We start from the raw sequence: 4,394 nt of genomic DNA, 5'->3' as shown, positions 1-4,394 counted from the left end.
GTGGGCGCCGATGGGATTGAAGTAGCGCAGCAGCATCACCTTCCACTCCTCGTCCGCCGTATGTAAATCTGTGAGAATCTGCTCCAGCATTCCCTTGGTCCGCCCGTAAGGATTGGTGATCTCTCCCTTGGGACATTCCTCCGTGATGGGCACGAAGGCCGGGTTGCCATACACCGTGGCGGAGGAGCTGAATACGATGCTCTTCACGCCGTGCTTTCTCATCTCGTCGCAGAGAATCAGCGTGCCGGTGATATTGTTATGATAATACTCCAGAGGTTTGTAAACAGACTCTCCCACTGCCTTCAAGCCTGCAAAATGAATCACAGCCTGGATATCCTCATTGTCAAACACCCGTTTCACGCCGTCCTGGTCGAGTAAATCCACCTCGTAAAAGGTTACACTTTTACCGGTAATCTCCTCCACCCTCTTCAGTGATTCCTTACAGGAGTTGCAAAGGTTGTCCACTACCACAACCTCATATCCTGCATTCAGCAGTTCGATACATGTGTGGCTTCCAATATAGCCAGCACCGCCAGTTACTAAGATTGTCATGCCAATAACCTCCTTATGTCTTATAATGAAAGAAAAAGCCTACCCATATATTATATATGGGCAGGCCATGAAAAACAATGCAAATTTCTTTGATGTACCAGCAAGATTTATTTCCTATCGGAAATTACTTGCACAGTTTCTTGAACTCATCGGCCACGAACTGTACCTGGGTTCCAACGATAACCTGTACGGTAGTCTTGCTCGGTCTGATAACGCCTGCAACACCTGCGGACTTGATCTTCTTGTCATCAACCTTTGTATAGTCTTTGATTTCCAGACGAAGTCTTGTAATACAGTTGTCGATGGATGTAACGTTCTCTTTTCCGCCAACGCCTTCCAGAATGGTAGCTGCAACAGCGGTAAAGTCGTTGTTGGCCAGCTTCACGGTAGTCTCATCCTCATCGTCATCCTCACGTCCAGGAGTCTTCAAATCAAACTTCGTAATCATGAAACGGAATACGATGTAGAATACTGCAAATGCTGCAATACCTAACGGGATAATCAACCAGGTCTTCGCGGCAGCCGGAAGCGCTGCGGAGAACAGCAGGTCAGTTGCACCGGCAGAGAAGGAGAAGCCGGCACGGAATCCCAGGGCAACGGTAATCATGGTGAAGATACCGTACAGAATTGCATATACTAAGTACAGTACAGGAGCCATGAACATGAATGCAAACTCAAACGGCTCAGTAACGCCACAGATGAATGCACAGAGCGCTGCGGAAGCAACGATACCGATAGCAACTTTCTTCTTGTTGGATTTTGCCGTATGTACCATAGCCAGAGCTGCACCAGGTACACCAAACATCATACATGGGAAGAATCCGGACATATACATACCAAGGCTCCATGAAACGTCTGCGCTTGTCTTGCCAGCCCAGAAGTTGGTCAAGTCGCCAAGTCCAATGGTATCAAACCAGAATACGTTATTCAGTGCATGGTGAAGACCAAACGGAATCAGCAAACGGTTTAAGAATGCATAGAGACCTGCACCAACTACATTCAGTCCAACGATCGCCTCACCTAAGGAGGTCAGTCCGCTGAAGATTACCGGCCATACAAACAGCAGGATGGCAGCCGCAATGATCGATACAAATGCGGTAATAATCGCTACGCAGCGTTTGCCGGAGAAGAATGCCAGCCAATCCGGCAGCTTCGTGTTTTTAAATTTGTTGTAGCAGGTAGAACCGATAACACCTGCGATAATACCAATCAGAGCATTCTGAATCTTTCCAAATGCCATTAACTGAATACTGTCATCTGCAAATCCAGCCAGTGTCTGAACCACACCAGGTGCTAACAGATGAGTAATCATCAACCAGGAAACAAGACCGGCCAGACCGGCAGTACCGTCATGGTCGTCTGACATACCAACAGCCACACCAACTGCAAACAGCAGAGCGATGATGGTGCCGTCAATCAGCGCCAGGGCCGCCTGTGTCAGGAAGTATCCAATCATCGGAATCGCGCCTACAATCTCTCCACCCTGCATAACCGCGGGACAGAGGGCATAACCGATACCGGACAGAATACCTGCAACCGGCAGAACCGCAACCGGAAGCATCAAAGACTTACCCAGTTTCTGTAACCATTTCATCATAATAGAAATCCCCTTTCTTTTTGCCTTTCAGGCATTTTTCATACTTCTATTTGAAACCTTTACGGGTTCAAATCGTTCTCCTGTGCCAGAACCTGTTTGACAGCTTCCAGCGCTTCTTCCTCGTCCTCACCGGACGCCCGGACCAGAATTTTGTCATTTCTGCCGGCGCCAAGCGCCATCACTTCCAGGATGTTCTTGGCGTCCGCCGAATTCTGGTACAGACTGACCCGGATATCGGAACTGAATTTCATTGCTTTCATCACAAGTTTTGACGCCGGCCGGGCGTGAAGCCCCTCCGGGTCCTGAATCGTATATTCCCACTCAACCATAGGAATCTCCTCTTTTATCCTTTGTAACAAGCAGCTTACAAATCAATCACAGGGTCCAGAGCCTTCACTTCCATACCGGTATGGCATACCATATTCGGGAAATCCGGTGTATTGCAGATAACAATCGGCGTAATCACGTCATAGCCGGCCTCCTTGATGGCCTCCATGTCAAATTCCACCAGCACGTCACCCGCTTTTACATGGTCACCCTGTGCCACGTGAGCGGTAAAATGCTCTCCTCTCAGATTCACAGTGTCCAGGCCGATGTGGATAATCAGCTCTGCGCCATCTTCCGTGCGGATGCTGACCGCATGTTTTGTCTCAAACATCACGACCACTTCCCCGGAGGCCGGAGCCACCACTTTTCCCTCGGAAGGAACCACCGCCACGCCCTTGCCAAGAATCTCCTGGCTGAAGGTAGGGTCATTGACTTCGCTCATGGGAACGACTCTGCCTGATACAGGTGCAAGAATCTGCTTTTTCGCATTACTCCCCCCAAACATCTGTTTCAGTGATTTAAACATAATAAACTCCCCTCTTTCCTGTCACATTCTAACTCTCTTTATATGCACTGCCAGATAGGAAACCTCCTCGTCTGACACCTTGTGCCGGTACGTATCATAGATGTAAGCCGCCACCTTCCGGCTGCATGCGCATTCCTCGGGATACATCTTCGCCACCATGTCGTAGAACTCCTGGTTGTCATCGGTGCCCAGCAGCTCCTTGCTGTAAATCCTCTGGGCCAGGAAACGCAGGTGGGTGATGAACCGCTCATAGTTCAGAGACGTCTCATCCAGCTCCATCTTGAATTCCTCTTTGACAATCCCAAGCACCGCCTGAATCAGGTTGGTAATGTCTATGGTGTCCCTCATCTTCGTATTATATTCCGCGTTGACAATATGAAGGGCAATGGAAGCCGCCTCGTCCACCGGAAGACTGATTCCGATTCTCCGCTCAATCAGAGCGATGGCGTACTCTCCCACCAGATACTCTTCTTTGTAAAATGTCTTCACTTCCCGAAGCAGGGGGTTGGTGAACATCATCTTCTGACGGTAGCGCTCAATGGCAAAATTGATATGGTCCGTCAGGGTGATGTAGATACTCTGGTTAATCTTTCTATTTAAAACGCTTTTGGCGTAATTGATGATTTCCGTTGACGCCTGTAAATGCTCCAGCGGCAGATTCTCAAGCAGGGATTTAAACTGGTCCATGGTACCCGGATTGTCCAGCCGGAACACTTTCTCAATCTGTCTCTCCGGTATCTCCATCCCCTTTTTGGTGTGGAACCCAATTCCCTTTCCCATCACCACAATCTCATTCCCGTTGTCCTCCAGCGCGCTGACTACATTATTATTGATTATCTTGTCAATTTTCATTCGAATACTCCAGTCAAATACCCTGCGGAAATAAAAAAACCAACCTTGAAAAATAAGTACTACATCCCTAGCCTTAGTCTTCAAAATTGGTTTTGCCTGCTTACCAGTAACAATCCAAATCATGTTATCTTGTGATTACTTGTTTAATTGCCTTTACTTTATCAAAAAATCTGGGAAATGTCAACTGTTTTTTTATAAATATTTATATTTTGTTAATATTTTCCTACTCTTTTTTGTTATTTTTGCTCATATAAAAACGGTTTTAAGACAGTGAAAAGCGGAAGCCCCATAACCTCTGGAACTTCCGCCCTAATACACTGATTATCTGTCGTTTTTTATCTGTGCCGTTCAAATTCTGTCCTTAGTTTCTCCACCGCCTTCTTTTCAATCCTCGACACATAGGACCGGGAGATGCCGAGCATGTCGGCTATCTCCCGCTGTGTGTACTCTTTGCCGCCGAACAGTCCATAGCGCATGCCGATGACGGTCTTTTCGTTGTCCTTTAAGCAGACTTCAAATGCTTTATAAAGCTCTTTGACG

6 protein-coding genes are annotated in these 4,394 nt (G+C 47.6%); all 6 read right to left on the bottom strand.

The genetic code is table 11. From position 1 onward, the window contains the following. On the bottom strand, positions 1-552 hold a 552-nt coding region (locus tag HMPREF9473_RS11520; protein ID WP_006780283.1), incomplete at its 3' end, for an SDR family NAD(P)-dependent oxidoreductase. Positions 553-676: 124 nt separating this feature from the next. Continuing rightward, positions 677-2,149 carry a PTS transporter subunit EIIC gene (locus HMPREF9473_RS11515; RefSeq protein WP_006780282.1) on the bottom strand — a complete coding sequence of 491 codons (1,473 nt, stop codon included), beginning with the start codon at positions 2,147-2,149 and terminating at the stop codon, positions 677-679. A gap of 59 nt (positions 2,150-2,208) precedes the next feature. Further along, on the bottom strand, positions 2,209-2,478 hold the full coding sequence (locus tag HMPREF9473_RS11510) for an HPr family phosphocarrier protein (RefSeq protein ID WP_006780281.1): 270 nt from the start codon (positions 2,476-2,478) through the stop codon (positions 2,209-2,211). Positions 2,479-2,513: 35 nt separating this feature from the next. Then, positions 2,514-3,002, bottom strand: a complete 489-nt coding sequence (locus tag HMPREF9473_RS11505; protein ID WP_006780280.1) for a PTS sugar transporter subunit IIA — start codon at positions 3,000-3,002, stop codon at positions 2,514-2,516. A gap of 21 nt (positions 3,003-3,023) precedes the next feature. Next, a complete protein-coding gene (gene licT / locus HMPREF9473_RS11500) occupies positions 3,024-3,854 on the bottom strand; it encodes a BglG family transcription antiterminator LicT (RefSeq protein ID WP_006780279.1) in 831 nt (276 codons plus the stop codon). 335 nt (positions 3,855-4,189) lie between these two features. Next, positions 4,190-4,394 (bottom strand): sigma-70 family RNA polymerase sigma factor (locus tag HMPREF9473_RS26845; protein WP_006780278.1); only part of this gene is annotated, 205 nt, incomplete at its 5' end.

This window comes from Hungatella hathewayi WAL-18680 (genome assembly GCF_000235505.1).
Lineage (GTDB): Bacteria > Bacillota > Clostridia > Lachnospirales > Lachnospiraceae > Hungatella_A > Hungatella_A hathewayi_A.
This window is presented reverse-complemented; position numbering and strand designations above follow the sequence as displayed.

Coding starts and splice junctions, on each gene's coding strand:
- HMPREF9473_RS11505 (WP_006780280.1), bottom strand. CDS start 3,002: ATGTTTAAATCACTGAAACAGATGTTTGGGGGGAGTAATGCGAAAAAG.
- HMPREF9473_RS11510 (WP_006780281.1), bottom strand. CDS start 2,478: ATGGTTGAGTGGGAATATACGATTCAGGACCCGGAGGGGCTTCACGCC.
- HMPREF9473_RS11515 (WP_006780282.1), bottom strand. CDS start 2,149: ATGATGAAATGGTTACAGAAACTGGGTAAGTCTTTGATGCTTCCGGTT.
- licT (WP_006780279.1), bottom strand. CDS start 3,854: ATGAAAATTGACAAGATAATCAATAATAATGTAGTCAGCGCGCTGGAG.